Annotated in this window: 17 protein-coding genes; 8 read left to right on the top strand and 9 right to left on the bottom strand. The window is 67.2% G+C overall.

Annotation, left to right across the window (positions count from 1 at the left end; all coding sequences use genetic code 11):
- Positions 1-54 precede the first annotated feature (54 nt).
- Positions 55-765 carry a response regulator transcription factor gene (locus HZA32_10970; protein MBI5424594.1) on the bottom strand — a complete coding sequence of 237 codons (711 nt, stop codon included), beginning with the start codon at positions 763-765 and terminating at the stop codon, positions 55-57.
- A gap of 114 nt (positions 766-879) precedes the next feature.
- Positions 880-3540 carry a zinc carboxypeptidase gene (locus tag HZA32_10965; GenBank protein MBI5424593.1) on the bottom strand — a complete coding sequence of 887 codons (2661 nt, stop codon included), beginning with the start codon at positions 3538-3540 and terminating at the stop codon, positions 880-882.
- A gap of 131 nt (positions 3541-3671) precedes the next feature.
- Here HZA32_10965 and HZA32_10960 point away from each other — a divergent pair, with 131 nt between their 5' ends.
- The 4 genes from HZA32_10960 to HZA32_10945 all read left to right on the top strand — a co-directional run bounded on the left by HZA32_10960 (position 3672) and on the right by HZA32_10945 (position 7942).
- A complete protein-coding gene (locus tag HZA32_10960; protein ID MBI5424592.1) occupies positions 3672-4859 on the top strand; it encodes a peptidylprolyl isomerase in 1188 nt (395 codons plus the stop codon).
- 127 nt (positions 4860-4986) lie between these two features.
- Positions 4987-6315, top strand: coding sequence for an amidohydrolase (locus HZA32_10955; protein MBI5424591.1), 1329 nt, complete (start codon positions 4987-4989; stop codon positions 6313-6315).
- Positions 6312-6761: a DUF4440 domain-containing protein gene (locus HZA32_10950; GenBank protein MBI5424590.1), complete on the top strand. Its 450-nt coding sequence runs from the start codon at positions 6312-6314 to the stop codon at positions 6759-6761. Before HZA32_10955 ends, HZA32_10950 begins: the two co-directional genes overlap by 4 nt.
- A 104-nt stretch (positions 6762-6865) precedes the next feature.
- Positions 6866-7942 (top strand): PEP-CTERM sorting domain-containing protein, encoded by a 1077-nt coding sequence (locus tag HZA32_10945; GenBank protein MBI5424589.1) that lies wholly within the window; start codon positions 6866-6868, stop codon positions 7940-7942.
- Positions 7943-7996: 54 nt separating this feature from the next.
- Here HZA32_10945 and HZA32_10940 read toward each other — a convergent pair whose 3' ends face one another.
- Positions 7997-9295, bottom strand: coding sequence for a Glu/Leu/Phe/Val dehydrogenase (locus tag HZA32_10940; GenBank protein MBI5424588.1), 1299 nt, complete (start codon positions 9293-9295; stop codon positions 7997-7999).
- 163 nt (positions 9296-9458) lie between these two features.
- Here HZA32_10940 and HZA32_10935 point away from each other — a divergent pair, with 163 nt between their 5' ends.
- Together HZA32_10935 and HZA32_10930 are read left to right on the top strand one after the other, a co-directional pair.
- A complete protein-coding gene (locus HZA32_10935; GenBank protein MBI5424587.1) occupies positions 9459-9980 on the top strand; it encodes an FKBP-type peptidyl-prolyl cis-trans isomerase in 522 nt (173 codons plus the stop codon).
- Between the two features lie 75 nt (positions 9981-10055).
- Positions 10056-13103 (top strand): PAS domain-containing protein, encoded by a 3048-nt coding sequence (locus tag HZA32_10930; protein ID MBI5424586.1) that lies wholly within the window; start codon positions 10056-10058, stop codon positions 13101-13103.
- 48 nt (positions 13104-13151) lie between these two features.
- Here HZA32_10930 and HZA32_10925 read toward each other — a convergent pair whose 3' ends face one another.
- The 3 genes from HZA32_10925 to HZA32_10915 are packed head-to-tail and all read right to left on the bottom strand — an operon-like array spanning position 13152 to position 14917.
- Positions 13152-13871: a M48 family metallopeptidase gene (locus HZA32_10925; GenBank protein ID MBI5424585.1), complete on the bottom strand. Its 720-nt coding sequence runs from the start codon at positions 13869-13871 to the stop codon at positions 13152-13154.
- 50 nt (positions 13872-13921) lie between these two features.
- Positions 13922-14440 carry a GNAT family N-acetyltransferase gene (locus HZA32_10920; protein ID MBI5424584.1) on the bottom strand — a complete coding sequence of 173 codons (519 nt, stop codon included), beginning with the start codon at positions 14438-14440 and terminating at the stop codon, positions 13922-13924.
- A gap of 36 nt (positions 14441-14476) precedes the next feature.
- Entirely contained in the window at positions 14477-14917 is a 441-nt protein-coding gene (locus HZA32_10915) for a metallophosphoesterase family protein (GenBank protein MBI5424583.1), read from the bottom strand.
- Positions 14918-15063: 146 nt separating this feature from the next.
- Between HZA32_10915 and HZA32_10910 the strand changes: the two genes are divergently transcribed.
- Positions 15064-15732, top strand: a complete 669-nt coding sequence (locus HZA32_10910) for a response regulator transcription factor (protein MBI5424582.1) — start codon at positions 15064-15066, stop codon at positions 15730-15732.
- Positions 15729-17126 carry a HAMP domain-containing protein gene (locus HZA32_10905; GenBank protein MBI5424581.1) on the top strand — a complete coding sequence of 466 codons (1398 nt, stop codon included), beginning with the start codon at positions 15729-15731 and terminating at the stop codon, positions 17124-17126. The genes HZA32_10910 and HZA32_10905 overlap by 4 nt, the downstream gene beginning before the upstream one ends.
- A gap of 3 nt (positions 17127-17129) precedes the next feature.
- On the opposite strand, the gene HZA32_10900 is transcribed toward HZA32_10905, so the two are convergent.
- The 3 genes from HZA32_10900 to HZA32_10890 all read right to left on the bottom strand — a co-directional run bounded on the left by HZA32_10900 (position 17130) and on the right by HZA32_10890 (position 21124).
- A complete protein-coding gene (locus HZA32_10900; GenBank protein MBI5424580.1) occupies positions 17130-18542 on the bottom strand; it encodes a DASS family sodium-coupled anion symporter in 1413 nt (470 codons plus the stop codon).
- 70 nt (positions 18543-18612) lie between these two features.
- On the bottom strand, positions 18613-19878 hold the full coding sequence (locus HZA32_10895) for a 2-hydroxycarboxylate transporter family protein (GenBank protein MBI5424579.1): 1266 nt from the start codon (positions 19876-19878) through the stop codon (positions 18613-18615).
- A 97-nt stretch (positions 19879-19975) separates the two neighbouring features.
- Positions 19976-21124, bottom strand: coding sequence for a PepSY domain-containing protein (locus tag HZA32_10890; protein MBI5424578.1), 1149 nt, complete (start codon positions 21122-21124; stop codon positions 19976-19978).

The following is a 21124-nucleotide window of genomic DNA, read 5'->3' as shown; positions in this document are numbered from 1 at the left end:
GGTCGTATTTGTGCACCTTAGCGATCGTCGCGATCGCCTCGGCGGCAGCGAAAATCATGGGGGACCTGATTGGCCGGTCTCAAACGGCTCGCCGTCCTCCCGCACGACCCAGCCGTCGCTCGGCGGGCGGACGAAGCCGCGCATGATGGCCCAGTGGATCAGCCGCGCCGTGCTGTGCAGGCCGAGTTTAGTGAGGATGTTCTGCCGGTGCGACTTCACGGTGTGGATGCTGAGTCCGAAAAGCGTCGCAACCTCCTCATCCGACAATCCCTCGCCGAAACGCGGGAGCAGCTCGAGTTCGCGGTCGGACAGTATCTTGAAGTAGGCCTGCGGGTCCGCGCGGAATTTCCGCAACGCCTCGCGCACGTCAGGCGGATGGTATTTGCCGCCCGCCGCGACCGTGCGGATCGCCTCGGGCAGTTTGTCCAGCACGTCGCCGGTCTTCCAGAGCAACGCCGCGATGTGAGGGCTGCACGCCGCCTGCAACACCACGTCGTCCCGGCGGACCGAGAGCAGCACGATCCGTGGCGGCGTCTTCAGCGCCGCGAGCGTCCGCGCCACCGCCAAGCCGTCGCCGTCGGGCAACACGACATCGAGGACAACCACGTCGGGCCGCAACACCGGCGCCCGGTCGAGCGCGGCGGCGGCACTGGTTACCGTCTCGAATTTTCGGATGTCAGACATCCCGGCCACCGCCGCAGCGATGGTCGTTTGCCAAAGGTAGTCGTCTTCAACATGGAGCAGGCAGATACGGAGATTCGTCACTCAACCTGGCCCGTGAGTTGCCCTAGACAAAGCGACGCCACGGGGGCAGCAAGCACGAACCCCCAACACGCCGCATCCAGCGCGCGCCGGAAAAATCGGACTAGCAGCGGCGACTCAATCGCCGCCGTCGCCGCCGCTCGGTGGGCGGATGACGCTGCCGTAGAACACCGCGTTGAAGAACACGCGGTTGCCGCCATACCAGAAGCCGCGGAAGTTCGGGTCGTCGGGCATCGCCACCACGGCGCCGCGCCCCACCGGCAAGGCGACGATCGCGGCGGTGTTGGCGAGGGCGGTCTGGTTGGCCTCGGAGACAAAGCCGGATTGAAGCGGCTTCGCGGTGTAGACGGCGGGCGTCTCGTAGGGCGACTTGGCGTGCTTCAGGAAAATGCCGTTCTTGCGGCAGAACGAGACGCGCTCGTCGCTGAAACCGTAGCCGAGTGGGTGCGTCGGGTCGATGGATGCGGCCACGACGGCGCCGGCGATCAGGCGCTGCGCCTCGCGGTCGCTGGCGGAGGCGTAGGGGAAGCGCTTGCCGGCACCCTCGCTCTCGTCCGCCGCGGCGCTCGCGCGCGTGCGACCGCCGCTCGTCGCCGCCGTTTCCGTCGAGCCGCGGCCAGCGAATTCGAGCGTGGCGAGTTCCTTTTTCGCGGCCCAGGGCGCGGCGCGGCCCATGAGCACGAGCGTGCCGCCGTCGCGGACCCAGCGCTTGAGATTGGCGACGGTCGTGTCGTTCACGTTGTCGTCGTAGCGCCCGTCGGCGAAGATGATCGTGGTGTAGCGCGCGAGATCGGCCCGGCCGAGTTGCGCGACGTCGAGGAGCGTGGGTGTGAGGCCGACGCGTTGATCGAGCACGTGCCACGCCGCGCCGATGTCGTGCGGGTCCACGCCGTCGCCGGTGATGAGCGCCACGCGCGGGGCGGGCAACACGGCGAACGAAGCGCTGCCGAGATCCACGCCCTTCGGGGTGAGGCCCGTGCCGCAACCGTAGACGGTGACGGCGTCCTCTTTCACGATCGTGTCGACGACGGCTCGAATCGCAGCGGCGCGCTCCGGTTGCAGGCCGACCGGCACGAGCACGGCGCCGTAGCCGAAGGCGTGGCGTGCGCCATCGGCCGTGAGCGCCTCGATGGGCGACGTGAGACCTTTCACGAGGACGCCGGCGGCGTGGAGGCGTTGCAGCGCGCGCGGGGCGAAGTAGCCGTTCCAGTTGAAAAGGTAGGCGTAGTCGCTGTGTCCGCCGACGAGCTGGCCGGCGGGGAATTCCGGCGCGCCGAGCGGCTGGCCGGCGGCGGGGGCGCGTTCGAGCTCGGCGTAAGGCAGGTTGAACGCGAGCGGCAGCGTCCACGCGGAGACGTCGTAGAAAACCGAATCCTCGAACGTCGTGCGTTTCACGAACATCTCCGTGAGCAGGCGGAATTGCGCTTGGTTGGTCAGCGCGACCCAGGCCGCTCCGGCCTTGTAGGTGCGGCCGTCCGCGGTGACGTCCTCGCCGAGCGCGCGGACTTCGATGTGGTGTTTCGCGAGAAGAGAGAGGAACGCCCAGGCGCGCGCGGGGTCGCCGTCGTCGCCGAAGACGTAGGCCTTCACCTTGCTCTTCGCGGCGAGGTCGGCGGTTTCGCGCGGGAAGTCCTTTTGCAGGTCGAGCAACTCGGTGCGGAGCGCGACGGAGGCATCGACCGAACTGAGCGAGGAGAGCACGTGGTTGCGGATCGCGAAGGCGAACGTGAGCACGCCGTTGGCGCTCTCCTGCGCGTGACCGCGCGCGCTGGCCTGTTCGAAGAGGATGCCGATCGTGCCGTGCAGGTCCGGATACGTGGAGCCTTTGCCCGGATAGAAATCGTCGAAGCTCTGCTCGCTGTAGTAGAAGATGCCTTTGCCGTTCAGCGCGCGCTCGTGGAACGCGGCGACCTTGGCGGTGAGCTCGAAGACTTTGGCGGGCGAACTGGGGTTGTTGCGCGTTGGCACGCCGGGCTGGAAGAAGAACGTGCCGTTCGTGCCCATTTCGTGGTGGTCGGTGAGGAGGTTCGGACGCCAGCGGTGGAACAACTCCGCGCGGGCCTGCGCCTCGGGGTGCACGAGCGGAAGCCAGTCGCGATTCGGGTCGAACCAGTAGTGGTTGAACCGGCCGCGCGGCCACGCCTCGTTGTGCTCGCGATCGAGCGGGTCGACGGAGGGCGCGCTGAGCGACTTGTGCTGGTTGAACCACTGCGCGGCGCGATCGCCGCCGTCGGGGTTGCGCTGGGCTTCGACGAGGATGACAGAGCGGCGGAGGATTTCCGCGACCTTCGCGTCCTGCGCGGCGGCGAGGTAATAGACGACGAGCGGCATGGCGTTCACGCCGCTCGGCTCGTTGCCGTGGACGCTGTAGCCGAGGTCGATCACGACGGGCATCGCCGCGACGTCGAGCGCGGCGCTTTTCGCCGGATCGAACAACGCCAGGTGGTCGGCGCGGATCTGCTCGAGCTTCGCGTGGTTGTCCGGCGCGGTGATCGTGAGCAGCACGAGCGGCTTGCGCTCGTGAGTGTAGCCCATGATTTCGAACTTCACGCGGTCGGGCGCGGCGGCGGCGACGGCGCGGAGGTAGGCGGTGTTGAGCTCGCTGCGAATGTGCCAGTCGCCGACTTGGAAGCCGAAGAACTGCTCCGGCGTCGGGACCTTCGGGTTGTAGGTCGTGCCGGCGGGCAGGTAGTAGTCGAGCGACACACCGGCGCGCAGTGCCGGGGCAGCGGAGGCGAACAACGCGAGCGCGAGGGGTAGCAGGCGGCGAAGCAGCATAGTGCCGCGACGTTGCACAGCCGGAGTTTCCCCGCCAATCGAAATGGATGGAGTAGAATTACTCCCTCGCGCGCGCATGCGCGCTGGCCAAAGCGCTGCGCGTCCCTACAACCAGCACACCCTCCTCCACCATGCGACGACTCCTGTTCGTGTTCGCGTGCGCCGTGCTTTCACTCGGCGCCCAGGAAAAATCTCCCGCGGCGATCGCCGCCGCGCCGGCTCCCTCGCCCACACTGCCCGACGGCCTCTACGCTGAGTTCACGACGTCGCACGGCGCATTCGTGGCCGAGCTGTATTATCGGAAAACACCGATGACGGTCGCGTCCTTCGTCGGGCGCGCCGAGACCGGCATCGCCGGGCGCGACGGCCAGCCGTTCTTCAGCGGCCTGACCTGGTATCGCGTTGTGCCCAACTTCGTCATCCAAAGCGGCGACCCGATCCGCAGCGCGATGAAGCCCGATGCGAAACCCACCGAGGCCGACGACGCGGCAGGCCACCCATTTCCCTTCCCCGACGAGATCGCGCCGGGCCTGCACCACGAGTCGGCCGGCATCCTCTCGATGGCCAACGGCGGCCCCGACACGAACAGCAGTGAGTTTTTCATCACGCTCCGCGACACGAACCGCCTGAACTACCTGCACAGCGTCTTCGGCCGCGTCGTGCGCGGCGGCGAGTTGCTCCCGCAGATCAAGCAGGACGAGGGCTTCACGGTGAAAATCCTCCGCGTCGGCGCGGCCGCGAGAGCCTTCAAGGCCGACCAGATCGCCTTCGCCGGCTACATCGACGCCGCGAAGAAATACACCGCCGCGCGCGAGCCGGGCCCGACGGCGCACTTCGACGATCCCGACAAGGTGCTGCCCACCGAGCCGCCGCGCGCCATGTATTTCAACTACAAGCTCGCGAACTTCGAGCGCTTCACCGGCAAGAAAATCTACGCGCGCGTCTTCGCCAAGTCCCCGACCGAAGCCGAGGACGCCCAACCCGGCGCCTACATGAGCACGCTCGCCAAGAAACTCGGCACCGATCGCGACGGCGTGCTCGCCGTCTATTTCGCCGACGAGAAGGACTGGCGCATCTGGTTCGGCGACGAGGCCGTCGCGATCTTCCTCGGCCGCAAGCCCACCGCCGCCGACCTCGCGCTCGATGGCCCGCTGCACAACGCCAAGATGGCGTTCATCGACGCCGCCGTCGCGCGCGGCGACGCCTTTGCCAAGCAAGTCATCGCCGAAGGCCGCCCCGTGAACGATGCCCAGCGCATCAAGCTCACCGTCGACGAAGTGCTCGACGGCCTGATCTATCTCTTCGAGCCGAAGAAGTGATCCTGCGCGTTCGCGACTGTAGGAGCCTGCTTGCAGGCGACCGGAAGCGTGCGGCGACAGGCGAGCGCCGCCCAGCCGGCGCTCGCATTCCCAACCGGCCCGTCACCCCTCCTTAAATCCGATCCTCATGCTCCCCCGCCCCACCCTCCTCGCGCTCGCTCTCTGCGCGCCCTTGACCGCGTTCGCCGGCCCCGAACTCAAGGACGCCGTCGCCGCCAAGGTGAACGCCGAGTATCCCTCGCTCGAAATCATCTACCGCGACCTGCACACGCACCCGGAACTCTCGTTCGTCGAGAAACGCACCGCAGGCATCGCCGCCAAGCAGCTGCGCGCGGCCGGTTTCACCGTGACCGAAAACGTCGGCAACACGGGCGTGGTCGCCGTCCTGCAAAACGGCGCCGGTCCCACGCTCGCCATCCGTGCCGACATGGACGCGCTGCCGATCAAGGAGGCGACCGGCCTGCCCTACGCGAGCCAGGTCAAGATGGCCGACGTCACCGGCAAGGAGCAGCCGGCGATGCACGCCTGCGGCCACGACACGCACGTCACCACGCTCATCGGCACCGCGCGCACGATGGCGGCGTTGAAGGCGCACTGGTCCGGCACGCTCGTGCTATTCGCTCAACCCGCCGAGGAAATCGGCGGCGGCGCGCGCGCGATGTTGAAGGACGGCCTGTTCACCAAGTTTCCGCGCCCAGACAACGTGATCGCGTTCCACGTCGGCGGCGACTCACCCGCCGGCCAGGTCGCCACGCTCGAAGGCCCGAGCTACGCCAACGTCGATTCGATCGACATCCTCGTGCGCGGCATCGGCGGCCATGGCGCGCGCCCCCACTCGACCCGCGATCCGGTCGTGCTCGCCTCGGAAATCATCCTCGCGCTCCAGACCGTCGTCAGCCGCGAGCTGAAGCCCGGCACGCCCGCCGTGATCACCGTCGGCGCCATCCATGGCGGCACGAAGCGCAACATCATCCCCGCCGAAGTGCGGCTCGAGCTCACGCTGCGCAGCTACAGCGACGAAGTGGCCGCGCACCTGCTCGCCTCGATCAAGCGCATCGCGGAAAACACCGCGCGCGCCGCCGGCGTGCCGGACGACCTGCTGCCCGTCATCACGGTCGAGCAAACGCGGACGCCTTTCACGTTCAACGACCCGGCGCTCACGCGCCGCCTGACCGGCGTGTTCGCGCAATGGTTCCCCGCCGAGCAACTCGGCACGGCGGAGGCCGGCACCTACGGTGAGGATTTCGCCGAATATGGCCGCACCCAACCGCGCATCCCGATCTCGATTTTCTGGGTCGGCGGCAGCGACCCGAAGGTCCTCGCCGACGCGACCGCCAAAGGTCAGCTCGCGCCGTCGAACCACAGCGCCTTCTGGGCGCCGCTCCCCGAGCCGACGATCAAGACGGCCATCACCGCAATGAGCGCCGCGGCGCTGGACTTGCTCGCCAAGAAATGAAACGCGCCGCACTCGGATTTCTTCTCGCGTGCGCATTCTGCGTGGCCGGCCGGCTCGTTGCCGCTGAATCGCAGGACGCGGCCGACATCCGCGCGATGCTCGACGCGCAGGTCGCGGGCTGGAACAGCGGCGATGTGGCGCGCTACATGGATTACTACGTGAAGTCCGAGCAGCTCCGCTTCGCCTCGGGCGGCACGATCACCTACGGCTGGAAGGAAACGCTCGAACGCTACCGCAAGAGTTACCCGGACAAGGCGACGATGGGCACGCTCACTTGCACCTACCACGACATCAATGTCGTCGCGCCCGACACCGCGATCGTCTTCGGCCGATGGGAGCTCCAACGCGCCGCCGACAAACCGTGGGGCCTGTTCACCCTGCTCGTGAAGAAGCTCCCCGAAGGCTGGCGCGTCGCCGCCGACCACACCTCGAGCGGCGGGAAGTGATTCCCAAAAATCGCGCATAGTTCCGGCTTGTCGATGGCGGGTGGCTGGGATGTGTTGCGCACGCTTCGAGCGCGCTTGGGCCACGCACCGAGGCTCTTCTTCCTATGAAAATTCGGCTCATCGCCCTGCTCTTCGTTGCGGTCCCGGTCACGTTGCTCGCCCAAGTGACCTACGCTTTCACCGATCTCGGCACCCTCGGCGGCAACTACGCCACTGCCGTTGCGATCAACAATGCCGGTCAGATCGTCGGGACTTCCAAGAACGGTAGCGGCCAATCGCGCGCGTATATCTACTCCGGCGGCGTGATGACCGGTCTGGCAACCCTGGGTGGCACCACCGGGAATGCGACCGGCATCAACAACGCCGGCGTCGTAGTCGGAGATTCGACTCTGGCCGGCAATACCGTCACGCACGGATTCGTCTATCAAAGCGGAACCACGACGGACCTAGGCGCCATCACCGGTAACTCATATGCCAAAGGCATCAATGACAACGGACTTATCGTCGGCTACACCGGTGTAACGGGAGGAACGAATGCGTTCTCCTACCTGAGCGGGACCATGACTGCACTTGGCAGCTTGGGCGGCACGCAGAGCTACGGCAATGCGGTCAACAATGCCGGCCAAGTCGGCGTGCAGACCTACGGCCTTAGCGTCTATGGCGGCGTGATCTATGACAACGGCACCACGACCTCGCTGGGAACCTTGGGCGGCAGCAACACCTTCGTGTTCGGCGTGGGCGAGGCAGGGCAGGTTCTCGGCCACTCCAACGTGGCAGGCGACGCCCACTATCACGCCTATATCTACTCCGGAGGAACTATGACCGACCTCGGCGCACTGGGCGCTACCTACAACAGCGCCGCCTTCGCAATCAACTCGTCCGACACGATCGTCGGCTACTCGGGGAGTCCTTCCGGCAATCACGGCTTCATCTATTCCAGCGGACAGATGCTAGACCTGAATTCTCTCACCACTGTCCCTACTGGCTGGGTGATCAACAACGCCTACGACATCAACGACGCCGGCCAGATTGTCGGGACCATCTACAACAGCTCGCTGAGCCAGACGCGGGCCTACCTATTGACGCCTGTTCCAGAACCCGCGACTTGGACTGCCTTGGTCGGAGCCGTCGCCCTGGTGGCCACAGGATGGCGCCGCTCGCGGAAGCGCGCGTCTGAATGAAAAAAGCCCGCGCTGTCGCGGGCCTCGCATTTCATCGGACGGATGACCGGGCGCTCAGAGCAGCTCGGGCAGGATCTTCAGCTTGCCGTCGGCGGCGGGGCGCAAGCGGTCGCGCGCCATCTCGTGCGCGATCTCGCGCCACGTGATGTCCTTCGCGCGGTGCGACGCGCGGCGGGCGAACATCTCATCGATGTTCTCGGTGATGATGCGCGTGACGACCTTCTCGATGAACGCGCGACCGATGCCGTCCTCGGCCATGACGCGCGCGCGGAACGCCGCGTCGACGTCGGCCTTGGCTTCGATGAACGCCGCGATCACGCCGCCGGAGTTCGCGATGAAGTCCGTGAGGCACACGATGCCGCGACGGTGTTGCAGGAAATACTCGCTGACGAGGTCGGCCGGGTTGTTCGCGCCCTGCAGCACGATGCGCGTGTGGATGTGCGGCGCGTTGTCCGGGTGGATCGCGTGCGGGCGCGCGGCGGGCACGAGGATCGTGCACGGCATCTCCATCATGCGATCGAGATGCTCGCCGTCGAAGCGATGCTTCACCGGGCCGGTGTAGCCGGCGAGACCGGTCTTGGTCTTGCGGAGCGCGAGTAATTGCGGGACATCGAGGCCGGCGGGGTTGTAGAGGCCGGCGTTGATGTCCGACGCGCCGACGATGCGCGCGCCGAGCGAGGCAAGCTTCTCGGCGATCGGCGCACCGACGTTGCCGAAGCCCTGGATGACCACGCTCGAGTCCTTGATGCGGAAATCCGGGATGTGTTTCTCCGACGCGATGGCCGCGGCGAAGAGGCCGTGCGCGGTGATCGCCCACTCGTCGAGCGGGAATCCGCCCTTCGCGGGCGGACGGCCGACGCCGCCGCGACCGTGGTTCGCCGCGCCGTTCTTCTGCGCGAAGACCTCGTAGATCGTCTGCATGTCGGTCTCGTTCGTGCCCATGTCGGGACCGGGGATGTATTCCGGGATGCCCCACAGCGCCTCGGCGAGCATGGCCACCAGCGCGCGTTTCTCGTCGGGCTTGTCGGCAAAGTAGCGCGGCTCCACGCGGAGGCCGCTCTTCGCGCCGCCGAGCGGGAGCATGGCGGCGGAGCTCTTCATCGTCATCGCGGCGGCGAGGCCGTAGACCTCATCGACCGTCACATCGGGCGCGAGGCGCACGCCGCCGAGGCCGCGGCCGCGCACGAGATTGTCCACCGCCACGAAGCCCCACGTCGTGTCGTCGGCGGGGTCGTGAATGCGGTAGATGCACTCGGGCCCGAATTCGTTGCGGGCAATTTTGAAGCGCTGTTCGATGGCTTCGCCTTTCACCGGCTCGGCGACGAGGCGGCTGGGCAGACGGAAATTTTGCATGGGGGGATTTTTTGGGGGCGGAGCGCCAACCCAAGGGCAAAACCCCGCGCCGCCGCAACCATGAGGCGGTGAACACCTGTGATTATTCGCCCGAATAATCGGCAAATCGCGCTTTCTTCACGTTGCGAAAACCGGCAGGGTCGCGGACCGGTCCTTCCTCTCCATGCGCAAATTCGGTTTCATCCTCATCCTCGGCGGCGTGCTGGCGTTCATCGCAATTCAGGCGCGCACGGGCGTCTTCCGCCGCGCCAATCCGGGCAAGCCCGCCAACAAATACGTGCGCGAGATGCAGGAGGCGCAGGAGCTGGCGCCCGAGGACATCGCGGTCATCAAAGAGAAATACCCGGACGCGATCGTCACTCCCTCGGGCCTGCGCTACGTCGTGCGCCGCGAGGGCGCCGGATCGCCGCCGTCGTTCGGCGCGACCGTCTCGGCACACTACGACGGCCGGCTCATCAACGGCACGAAGTTCGACAGCAGCTACGATCGCGGCGCGCCGTATGCCTTCCGCGTCGGCACGGGTGAGGTCATCAAGGGCTGGGACGAAGCGTTCGCGCACATGAAAAAAGGCGAAAGCCGCACGTTGATTGTGCCGTCGTGGCTGGGTTACGGCGTGCAAGGCAAGGGGCCGATCCCGGCGCGCGCCACGCTGGTTTTCGAGGTCGAGTTGGTGGACATCCAATAGGCTGCGCTCCCGTCGAGTCGGGAAATTAGCTCGCCGCGCCGAGCCGCGCCGAGCCTACTGGAGGCCGTGGCTGCCGTGAAGTCACCGCTTCTCCCCCTGCGCGCGCTTGGCGTGCGCGACACGTTGAAGCTTCGATTGGTCCTGCTTTCGCTGGCACTGGCCGTCCCCCTGATCGGACTCATCGGCGTCGGCATCCGGAAGAAATTCGTCGACGACCGCGCCGCCGCACTGCAGCGGCTGCATGCCCAGCGCGTCACGGCCGAGCAGACGCTGAACAACTACCTTGAGCACGTGCACTTCATGCTCGAGGAACTCGAAGGCGTCGTCGGCTTCAGCGACCTCGCCTCCGCACGCGCCCACGAGCGAACGGAGCAGTTCCTCCGCCTGCATCCGGAATTCATCAACGTCGCCGTGCTGGATCGCGGCGGCACGCTGCGCTTTTCCTCGGCATTCCCCGTCGCCAACCCGCCGCAAAACTACCGCGGCATGGCCAACATCGCGGAGGTGCTGAACACGCGCGATTTCGTCGTGAGCGGCGCCGCCAAGGGCGTGACCACCGGCCAGTGGGGCTGCGTCGCCGCGCATCCCCTCCGCGAGCAACCGAACCTGATCCTCGCCGCGCCCATCGATCTCGCGCGGCTTTCCCGACAGCTGTTCTTCGCCCCGAACAGCTCGGCGCTCGTCGTCAGCGTCATCGACGCCCGCAACACCGTGGTGCTTTCCTCGTATCTTCCGCAAAGTCGGATCGGCCAAATCCGGCCGGTCGGCGACGAGGTGCGTCGCGTCCTCGCCGCCGGCTCGAGTGTCGGCGAGTTCGTGAGCGAGGACGGCACGCGCCGCACTTTCGACGCGGCCCGGTGCCGCATCGCCGACTGGCTCATCGTCGCCACCGTGCCCACGGACGAGATCTACGCCGGCGCCTGGCGCAAACTCCGCCTCGCTCTCGTCGCTGTGACCGTCGTGTTGCTGGCCGTCGCCGTGTTGATCCATTTCTACGCCCACACCTTGATCCGGCCCGTCGCGGCGCTCGCCGAGGTGGCCCGGGCCCACGCGACCGGCGACCACCAGCGCCTCGCCCCGGTGGCCGGCCCCGAGGAAATCGCCGACACCGCGCGCGCGTTCAACGAAATGGCTGCGGCACGCGAGCAGGCGCAGGCCGGCTTGGTGGAGAGCGAGCTGCGCTACCGCACAGTCGTGGACCAGTCCGGACAACTCGTCTACGACCTCGACATCCCGAGCGGCCGCATCGAGTGGTTCGGCGAGCGCGCCATCGCCGAGATCACGGGGCACACGGCCGAGGAATTCTCCCGCGTGGACGGCCCTGGCTGGGAGGAACGCATCCACCCTGACGACCGCGCGCGCGTGCTCGCCGAGTCCCGCCATTCCTTCGCCACGCGCGAGCCCTTCCTCGCCGAGTATCGGTTCCAGCGCAACGACGGCACGTTCCGCATCGTCGAGGACTTCGGCGTCGTGCTGACCGGCGCGGACGGAAAACCGCACCGCCTGCTCGGCCGCATGAGCGACATCACCGCGCGGCGCCGGACGGAAGACGCGTTGCGCGAAAGCGAGCAACGCTACCGGCTGGTCATGGAGCAGACCGGTCAGTTGATCTACGATCTCGACGTCGAGGCGCAGCGTGTCCGCTGGTTCGGCACCGCGGCCGCCGAGCAAATCCTCGGCTGCACCGCGGAGGAATTTTCCCGCCTCGGCATCGATGGCTGGCGCTCTCTCCTGCACCCGGAGGACCGCGAAGCTGCGATCGCCCGTCTCGAACATTCCCTCCACACCGGCGAGCCGTGCCAGGCCGAATACCGCCTGCGCCACCGCGACGGCAACTATCATCTCGTCGACGAACGCGGTGCGGTGCTCCGCCGGCCCGACGGCGTCGTCTACCGCATGGTCGGCCGCATGACCGACATCACCGAGCGCCGGCGCGTCGAGCTCGAGCGCCAGCAACTCGACAAGAAACTGCTCGAGACCCAGAAGCTCGAGAGTCTCGGTGTCCTCGCCGGCGGCATCGCGCACGATTTCAACAACCTGCTCACCGGCGTCCTCGGCAACGCCGGCCTCGCCCGCATCGACCTGCCTGCCGATTCCACCGCGCGCAGGCAAATCGCCCAGATCGAGCACGCCGCGCAGCGCGCCGCCGACCTCTGCAAGCAGATGCTCGCCTACTCCGGCAAAGGCCGCTTCGTCGTCCAAACCCTCGACCTCAACGAACTCGTCGAGGAGTCGCTCGCGCTGCTCTCCGTTTCCATTTCCAAGAAAGCCACGCTGCGCTTCGAAGCCGCCCCCGATCTCCCGCCTGTCTCCGCCGACGCCACGCAACTGCGGCAGGTCGTCATGAATCTCGTCATCAACGCCTCCGAGGCCCTCGAGGGCGCCGCCGGCCAGATCACCGTCACCACCGGGAAGCTCGCGGTGGATCCGGCCTATCTTGCGACCGCGCAATTCACCGGCGACCTCCGTCCCGGACCGGCCGTGTTTCTCGCCGTCACCGACACGGGCACCGGCATGTCGCGCGAGACCATCGCCCGCATCTTCGATCCGTTCTTCACCACGAAATTCACCGGACGCGGTCTCGGCCTCGCCGCCGTCCTCGGCATCATCCGCGGACACAAGGGCGCCATCAAGGTCGACAGCGAACCGGGATCCGGCACGACGTTCCGCCTGCTCTTTCCCGCCGCCAAGGGATCAGCCCAACCAATCGCTCCACCGACGCCGCCGCACTCGGAGTGGAAAGGCAGCGGACGCGTGCTCGTGATCGACGACGAGGAGGCGGTGCGCGAAGTGACCCTCTCCATCCTGCGCGCACTCGGTTTCGAAGCCGACGCGGCGCACGACGGCATCGAAGGCATCGAGAAATTCGAAGCCGGCCCCGGCCGCTACGCCGCCGTGCTCCTCGACCTCACGATGCCGCGCATCGACGGCGAGGAGACGTTTCTCCAGCTGCGCAAGCTCCAGCCGGACCTGAAAGTCATCCTGATGAGCGGCTACAACCGCGTCGACGCCATCAATCGTTTCATCGGCAAGGGACTCGCCGGCTTCGTCCAAAAACCCTTCCAGGTCGAGACGCTCGCCGCCGAATTGCAGCGGGTCTTCACCGCCGGCAACGGGCGCTGACCGCTTCCGCGTCCCGCCCGGCCGATCGGCGCGGCACCCGCGCCGCGCTCACAACCCCAGCAGCGAGCCGTTCCGTTTCAGCCAGCGCTCGGCGTCCTTCCACCACGGGCAAACCTCCTCCACGCGCGCCCAGAAGCGCTCACTGTGGTTCATTTCCTTCAGGTGCATCAGCTCGTGGTAGATGATGTAGTCGCGCACCGTGTCCGGCGTCTGCACGAGCCGCCAGTTGAGCGACACGCCGCCGGCCGCCGAGCACGAGCCCCAGCGCGCGCGCTGGTTGCGCACGCTCACGCTCTTTAAATCGACGCCGGTCTCCGCCGCGAGTTCCCACGTGCGCGCGGGCAGCTCGATCTTCGCGCGTCGGGCGAAATGCGCCTCGAGCGTCGGCCGCAGGTCGCCTTCCAGCGACGCGACGCGAAACACATCCGCCGCCACGCTCACCTGCGGCTTTTCGCCCTCCACGGCGACACGCACCTGATGCATCTCGCCGCGCCAGAGCACGTGCGTGCCGATGGTCCAGATTTCCGCGGCGCGCGGCCGTTTCGCCTGGCGGGCGCGCGCGCGCTCGAGCCAATCGCGGTGCTGCTCGACGAACCGCTGCGCCTCGCGCTCGTTGCCGCGCAAGGGAATCGTCGCCACCCCCACACCGTCGCGCCGCAACGTCAGCCGGTAGCGCCGCGCCTGCGCGCTGCGCACATAGATGATCTCAGGCGACGGCGCGATGGCCGTGCCCAGCTGAAAAAATTCCTGCTCCCCGCTATTCACAATCCGTGAGCTAAATTCGGCCGCCCCGGTTTTCCAACGAAAACTCGCGGCTCCTAAATTCGCTTAAAGAAGATTGCGTTCGTCGCGAAAGTGCCGTCGGGGTCGCGCGCGTAGTCGGGAATGCCGCCGCAGTGCGTGTAGCCGAGCTTCTCGTAGAAGCGCACCGCGCCGCTCGCGCCCACGCTCGTGTCGAGGAAGAGCAACGTGCGACCCGCGCGCACGCCCTCGGCTTCCAGCCCGCGCATCAACGCCGCGCCGATGCCGCGACCGCGCGCCGCGTGGAGCACCATGAGTTTCTGGATTTCCGCGCGATGCCGGCCGTTGGCGCGCGACTCGAACGCGATCTGCCCGCTGCCGAGCAGCGTGCCATCGGCACCGAGCGCCGCGACGAGGACCTTGCCCTCCGCGGCCAGCTGCGCGGCCACGTTTTCCCAATAGGCCTTCGCTTCACCGTCGCCGAGCGGCAGCATGAAACCGATCGATGCGCCGTGGGCGACGGCGTCGGCGAGGAGATTTTCGAAATCCCGCAGGCGGGCGACCAGCTGCGGGGCGGAGAAACGGACGATTTGCATGCCTTCGTTTTGCAGGAAACGCGCCAGCGCGCCGCCTCACAAACGCATCAGTTTCCACTCCGGAGGCGCGCCCGCCTCGAGGGTGAGCCACGCGAAACTCGCCGGCGCGCCGCGATTGGGCCGGGAGACGCAGCCGGGATTCAGCCAGCGCACGCCGGCCGCGTCGACCTCGTCGCGCGGCACGTGCGTATGCCCGTGCAGCACGAACTGCGCTCCCCGCGGCGCCCGACGCGGCGGAATGTGGGTGAGAAAAAAACGCCAGCCCGCGCGCTCGAGCGTCAGCTCCAGCGGCCAGAGATTGTGCGCCTCGTTATTGCCGAGCACGACGTGCAGCGGTTTGCCGAGCTGCTCGAACTCCACCAGCACCTCGGGCTCGCACACGTCACCGAGATGCCAGATCTCGTCCGCCGCCGCGAGCCGGGCGGGGAGATCGGCGGGGTATCGATCGTGCGTGTCGGAGAGGACCGCGATGCGCATCGCGCGAATCAAAATCGCCCGGTGTCGACGGGCAATGCCAGAGTCGCCGGGTGGCGCCGGCGCCGCGAAACCTGAAATATTCTTAATCGAGTTTGCCCTCGCGACGCTGCGCCCCGCGGGCTTTCATTTTTCCGTCACCCCACCCCGTGAAAATCCTGATCGTCGAAGACGAGCGTCGGCTCGGCCAATTCATCCGGAAGAGTCTCGTGGAACGAAGCTATACCGCGACGTGGGTGGCGAGTTGCGCCGCCGCGCGCGATGCGCTGTGCGAGACCGGTTACGACGTCATCATCCTCGACCTCGGCCTGCCGGATGGCGACGGCCTGGAGTTGCTGCGCGAGTGGCGGCGCAGCGGCTTCAATGAGCCCGTGCTCATCCTCAGCGCGCGCGACGCCGTCGAGGATCGCATCAAGGGTCTCGACGTCGGGGCGGACGATTATCTCGCGAAGCCCTTCTCGCTCGAGGAACTCCTCGCGCGCGTGCGCTCGCTGCTGCGTCGGCACAGCGCCGTGAAGGACACTGTGCTCGAACACCGGAACATCCGCATGGACCTCCTCGCGCGCACCGTCGCGCAGGACGGCCGGCCGGTCGACCTGACCACGCGCGAGTTCGCGCTCCTCGAGGTGTTCCTGCAAAACGCCGGCCGCCTCCTGCCGCGCACGCTCATCGCGGAGAAAATCTGGGAGGCGCACTACGACATCGATGGCAACCTGCTCGACGTCTACATGAGCAAGCTGCGCGCGAAGTTCGACACGGACCCCGCGCGGCCGCTGTTCAAAACCGTGCGCGGCGTGGGCTATCAGCTGTTGCCATGAGATCGATCGGTGCGCGGCTGGCCCTCTGGTATGCCAGCGTTTCGACCGCGACGCTGGTGCTGCTCTTCATCGCCGGATACTACCTGCTGCAACAGCATCTCGTGCGCGGCCTCGACGCGCTCAACCGCGCCGAGTTCGAGCAAATCAAATCCAGCCTCGGCCCCGACTACGCCAAACTCACCCGCGCTGAGGTCGAGGAACGCATGCGCGGCGTCGCCGAGGTGGCGTCGGTGCTGTTCTACGTCGAGATTCACGCGAAGGACAAAAGCCTGCTCTTCGCCTCGCCCAACCTCGGTCCGCGACGACTGCAGGATGTGCCGGGCGAACACGAGTTCGACGGGCGGCTTGAAGGCCTGGGCGCCGTGCGCATCGGCGAATTTTTCCTCGGGCCGATGGACATCCTGGTCGCGACTTCGGCCGATCAGGTGCGCCAGGTCATGAACGGCTACGCCGAGATCAGCCTCATTCTCGTCTGCCTGATGCTCGTGCTCAGTCTCATCACCGGTCTCGTGCTCAGCCGCGCGGCGCTCAGTCCGGTGCGCGCGATCCAGGAGACCGCCCATCGCATCCGTTCCGACAATCTCAGCGAGCGGATTCCCGTGGGCGAGGTGCAGGACGAAATCGCCAATCTCGCCCGGTTGCTCAACGAAATGTTCGACCGCCTGGAAATCTCGTTCAACCAGATCCGCCGCTTCACCGCCGAGGCCTCGCACGAACTGAAGACGCCCCTCTCGCTGGTCCGGCTGCAGGCGGAGAAGCTGCTGGTCGAGGGCGGCCTCACGCCCGCGCAGGAGGAAGCGGTGCAGGTGCAACTCGAGGAAATCGCGCGACTGAACAAGATCATCGAGGAACTGCTCTTCCTCTCGCGCGCCGAGGCGCGGGCGGTGCGTCTCGATTTCCGCCGCGAGGATCCGCGGGCGTTTCTGCAGTCCTTCGCCCAGGATGCGCGCGCGCTGGCGGAACACCGCGGCGTGAACTTTGCGCTGCGGCTCGAAGGCGACGGCTTGGTGGAATTCGATCCCAGCTGGCTGCGGCAGGTGCTGTTCAACCTCGTGCAAAACGCGCTCAACGTTTCACCCGCGGGCGGCGCGATCCGGTTGGTGTCGGACTTCACCGTCGAGTCGTGGCGCGTCGCACTCGAGGACGAGGGCCCGGGCGTGGCGCCGGAACAACGCGAACGGATCTTCGACCGGTTTGTGCGGCTCGAACCGGACGGGACTCCCACCGCGCCGAAAGGCAGCGGGCTCGGCCTGACGATTTCCCGCAGCATCGTCGGCCTGCACGGCGGCACGATCCGCGCCGAAGCCGGCGAATCCGGCCGCGGTCTGCGCATCGTCTTCGAACTCCCCGTGCTCGAGCGCCGCGTGGGCGACGGCGCACGGGCGGGAGCCTGAGGTTCACCACAGCCCGATCATCCGCCACCACGGCAGCCCGACGCCGAGCCAGATGCCGAGGTTCGCGACCGAGACGATGAAACCGAGCTGCCACCAGTGGCCTTGGCGCACGTAGCCGGCGCCGAAATACACCGGCGCCGAGCCCGTGCCGTAGTGCGTGATGCCGGCGTTCAGGTTGGAGAAAAACGCCAGCGGCCACACCGCCAGCGCCGGCGGCACGCCTGCCGCAAGCGCCGCGCCGAGGAAGCCGGGATACAGCGCCGACACATGCGCCGTCATGCTGGCGAACGTGTAGTGCGCATACAGGTAGGCCACCACCAGCGCGCCGAGCGCCATGGCCCATGGCCAGCCGTGCAGATGGGCGAAAACCTCGGCGGAGAGCAGACGAATGACGCCCTGTTGCTGGAGTTGCTCGGCCATCATCAACAGCGGTGCGAACCAGATCAGTGCATCCCACGCCATCTTGTCGCCGAGCAACTCGTCCCAGGTCACGACGCGACAGAGCAAAACCAAGCTCACGCCGGTGAGCGCCACCGTGGTGTTACCCAAACCGTGCCACGGCGCCGTCACCCACGCGCCGAGCACGAGCAGCATGATGCCGACCAGCATGCGTTCGCTGCGACTCATCGGTCCGAGATCGTGCAGCTTCGCCCGTGCATGCGCGCGCGCGTGCTCCGTTTCGCGCAGATCGGGCGGGCTGAGCTCATGGAGCAACCACGGGATCAACGCGAAGGAGCACAGCCCCGGCACGGACGCCGCCAGCGCCCAGCGCCCCCAAGTCATGTCGATGCCCGCGGTCGTCTTCGCGAGGCGCGCGATCAGCGGGTTCGCCGCCATGCCAGTGAGGAACATCGCCGAAGCGGTGTAGGTGCAATGAAAGCCGACGAGCGTCAGGTAGGCGCCGATGCGATTTGCCGTCGGGCCCGGTCGCGAATCGAGCGCCTCGGCCAGGCTGCGGACGATTGGCGCGATGATGCCGCCGCCGCGCGCGGTGTCGGATGGCACGACCGGCGCGAGCACGAGATCGGAGACCGCCACCGAATAGCCGAGCGTGAGCGAGGTGCGTCCGAACCAACTGATGAAAAAATAGGCGATACGCGCGCCGAGCCGCGTCGTGTGGATCGCCCGCGCAAAAAGAAACGCCGCGAAGATGAGCCACACCGTGGTGTTGCCGAATGCCGCGAGGGCCGTCTCCGCCCCGAGCGTGCCGGTGAGGATCAGGAGCACCGTCGCGAGAAAGACGCTGACCCCCATCTCCACTGGACGCACGACGAGCGCGAGGATCGTCGCCGCGAAAATCGCGAGCAGGTGCCGTTGCGGCTCCGTGAACGGCCCGACGGGCGCGAAATACAGCGCGAGTCCCGGCACCAGCACGAGCGCCCAACGGCGCAACGTCGTCGCGGCGGAAAGTTTCATCGGCTGAGGGGTGATCACCGCGGCCCCGACGCTGCGAGACGCCTCGCACGGAGGCAAGGGAGTTGCGCGCTCAGCCCAGCGCCCGGAGGGCGAGAAGTGTTACCGTGACCGTGATCGCGCCGCCGATGCGCGTCGCGATTTGCGCGAACGGCATCAGTTGCATGCGGTTCGCGGCGGTGAGGATCGCAACGTCGCCCGTGCCGCCTTGGCCACTGTGGCAGGCGTTCACGATCGCAGCTTCGAGCGGGTAGAGTTTCACCCAGCGCCCGACGATCCAACCGGTCGTCATCAGCGTCGCGACCGTCGCGACGATCGTCACGAGATTCGCCCAGTGGAACGCGGCGATCAGCTTGTCCCACGGCGTCATCACGCCACCGATGGCGAAGAGCAGCGGGTAGGTCACCGCGATGCGGAAGAAGCGATACACGACATAGGCGCCGGCCTGCGTGCGCGGCGGAACGACAAACGCGAGCTTCGCCGCCACCGCGAGGACCAGCATCGTGACCGGCGCCGGAAAACCGAAGGCCTCCTTGCCCATCAATCCCGCGAGATAGAGCGTGACCGCGAACATGCCGGCAGCGGCGATGTGATCGATGTCCATGTGGTCCGGCACCTCGTGTTCGCCGGCCTTCAGGTCATCCTGCTCGCCGGGCTGCAGGCGGCCCTCGCCGGTGAGGTGGGGAAATTTCTTCCCGAGGAAATTCAACAGCCCGGAGAAGACCACGGCCGTCAGGCTGCCGAACATGACGGGGGGAAGGATCTGCGCAAACAGCTCGCCCTGGTCGACGCGCAGCAGGTCCGCGTAACCGGCGGAGAGCGGGATCGCCCCCTCGCCCACTCCGCCCGCCATGATCGGCACGACGACGAAGAGCAGCGTGTGCCGCGCGCCGAGCCCGAGCGCCGTGCCGACCGCGGTGCCGACGATCAACGCTGCGATCGAGCCCGCCGCGAGCGGCACGAAGATTTTCACGAATCCCCGGATCAACACGCGCCGGTCCATGCCGAGGATGCTGCCGACGATCACGGCGGTGATGAACACGTAGAGGAATTGCGAGGACTTCGTGAACTCCGCCACCGGCTGCATGAGCGTGTTCGGCAGGATGCCGTAGAACGCCAGCGCCGACGGCACAAACGTCGCGCAGATCGCCGCGCCTCCGATGTGTCGGAGCAGCGGCACATGCTTGCCGATCTCGGCGCAAAGGAAGCCGCCGACGCCGATCACCGCGATCATCATGCACATTTCGGCCGGCACTTTGCCGAGCCACACGAAATACCCGACGATGCCGATCAGCGCCACGAGCACCGGCAGCGGCACGACGCCGACGCGCCGCTCCATCCAGCGCCACCAGCCCTGCGGCCAGAACGGCTCGCGCGCGGGCGGGTTGGCGGGCGTGGCGGCGGAATCTTCCGCGCGCGGCGGGCGCGTCACCGGTTCAGTGGACACGGGGAACCTCCGGGAAAGCCGCGCTCGACGCGGCGGCGGGATTGACGCGAGCGACACCTGGTGCGGCTCGGTTCGAGCGGCGCCGCAGCCAGCTCGCGACGCCGGTGTAAGTGAGCAGCGGCACCGAGAGCGCACCGAGCAGCAGCACGATCTGCATCACCGGTCCGCCCCAGACGCCCGTGTGGAGCGACATCATGAAATAGTAGACGCGCAGTCCGGTCGGTGCCGTCGCGCAAGGCTGCGCGCGCAACAGCGTCCCGCTCGCGCCGTCCCAATAGGCGTAGGAGCGAGCATTGGGATGCGCGGCACCGGCCTCGATGCTGTAGGCAGCGACGAGTCCTTTCTTCGGCAACGGAAGGTAGGTTTCACGCGCGGCGGGAAATTGCGCCGCCATCGCCGCGGCGAGGCGGTTGAAACCGACGAACGACTTCGCGCCGGGCGCGTGCGCCGGGGGCGGCGTGGCTTTCGTGGACCCCGTGAGCGGATAAAGCGCGTTCTTCAGCCAATCGATCGAGATGGGCGAGCCGGTGAGCGCGAGCACGGCCAGCACGAGCGCCGCGTAGATGCCGACGGTCTTGTGCAGGCTGAGATTCCACGGGCGGCCGGTGAGTTTCCAGTTGAGCGTGAGGCCAGCCATGAGCGCGCGCCGCGTCGCGGGCCACCAGAGCACGACGCCGGTGGCGACAATGAGCACGAAGGCGAGCGCGTTGTAGCCGCTGATCGTTTCGCCGACGGAGGAAGGCGCGATTTGGAAATATTTGTGCAGCCCCTCGATCCAGCCGAAGCCCTCGCCATAGCGGGCGCGGACGCCGAGCACTTCGCCGGTGTAGGGGTTCAGGTGCACGTAGTCCTTGTTGGAAAAATAGACGAGGAACGGCGCGGTGGCGTCGCCGAAATAGCGCAGGCTCTCGAGTTCACCGGCGGGATGAGCGGCGACGGCGCGCGCGACGAGTTCCTCCGGCGCGAGGCGCGTGGCACCGGGCGGGACGAACCAGCGATGCGGATCGAGCCGGCGTTCGAGATTGCTGCGGAAAACCAGCAGCGCGCCCGTGAGCGAGACGATCAGCAGCAGCACGCCGAGCACGAGGCCCGCCCACAGGTGGAAGTTCAGAAACCATTTGCGCGCGGCGGGAGTCAT

Source organism: Opitutia bacterium (genome assembly GCA_016217545.1).
In the GTDB taxonomy this organism is placed as follows: domain Bacteria; phylum Verrucomicrobiota; class Verrucomicrobiia; order Opitutales; family Opitutaceae; genus Didemnitutus.
The sequence above is the reverse complement of the archived record's forward strand: the minus strand, read 5'-3'. Positions and strand labels throughout refer to the sequence as shown.